This window comes from Halolamina salina (assembly GCF_042678005.1).
GTDB classification, from domain to species: Archaea; Halobacteriota; Halobacteria; order Halobacteriales; family Haloferacaceae; genus Halolamina; species Halolamina salina.
This window is the reverse complement of record NZ_JBHUDH010000248.1, coordinates 1-1,225: the sequence shown is the minus strand read 5'-3', so window position 1 is coordinate 1,225 and position 1,225 is coordinate 1. Positions and strand designations below refer to the sequence as shown.

At 57.4% G+C, this 1,225-nt stretch carries 1 rRNA gene; it reads left to right on the top strand.

The window, feature by feature from the left end:
* Window positions 1-1,225: ribosomal RNA gene (locus ACFR9S_RS15350) — 23S ribosomal RNA — on the top strand; the annotation flags it as partial.

Genomic DNA, 1,225 nt, shown 5'->3' with positions numbered 1-1,225 from the left:
ATCGAGCCGGGTCTTCGCCCGGTCGAATCGAGGAAGCTCGTGGACGCCGTAACGGCAGGAAGCGAGCGAAGCTCGAGATAGCGAAAGTCGATGTTACCAAGAGCCCGTGAAAAGGGAGCACGATGACCGTACCGAGATCCGACACAGGTACTCTGCCAGAGCAAGGCGCGGCCTGTCGGGACAACCGACGTTAGGGAATTCGGCAAGTTAGTTCCGTACGTTCGCAATAAGGAATGCCTGCCTCAAGCGAGGCAGGTCGCAGTGTCTTGGGCGCTCCGACTGTCTAGTAACAACACAGGTGACCGCAAATCCGCAAGGACTCGTACGGTCACTGAATCCTGCCCAGTGCGGGTATCTGAACACCAAGTACAATTGGACGAAGGACCCGTCAACGGCGGGGGTAACTATGACCCTCTTAAGGTAGCGTAGTACCTTGTCGCTTCAGTAGCGACTCGCATGAATGGATCAACGAGAGCGCCACTGTCCCAACGTTGGACCCGGTGAACTGTACGTTCCAGTGCGGAGTCTGGAGACCCCCAAGGGGAAGCGAAGACCCTATAGAGCTTTACTGCAGGCTGTCGCTGAGACGTGGTCGCTACTGTGCAGAGTAGGTAGGAGCCGCTACACAGGTACCCGCGCTAGCGGGCCACCGAGGCACACATGAAACACTACCCGGTAGTGACTGCGACTCTCACTCCTGGCGGAGGACACCGGTAGCCGGGCAGTTTGACTGGGGCGGTACGCGCTCGAAAAGATATCGAGCGCGCCCCAAGATTTCCTCACTCGGGTCGGGAACCCGAGGAAGAGCGCAAGAGCAAACGGAAGTCTGACAGTGTCATTCCCAACGAGTGACGCTGACGCGAAAGCGTGGTTTAGCGAACCAACCATGGTCCTTGATGGGCCAGGTTGCTGACAGAAAAGCTACCTTAGGGATAACAGAGTCGTCACGCGCAAGAGCACATATCGACCGCGTGGCTTGCTACCTCGATGTCGGTTCCCTCCATCCTGCCCGTGCAGAAGCGGGCAAGGGTGAGGTTGTTCGCCTATTAAAGGAGGTCGTGAGCTGGGTTTAGACCGTCGTGAGACAGGTCGGCTGCTATCTATTGGGGGTGTAATGGTACTTGACGAGAACGATCGTATAGTACGAGAGGAACTACGATTGGTGGCCACTGGTGTACCGGTTGTTCGAGAGAGCACTGCCGGGCAGCCACGCCACACGGGGTAA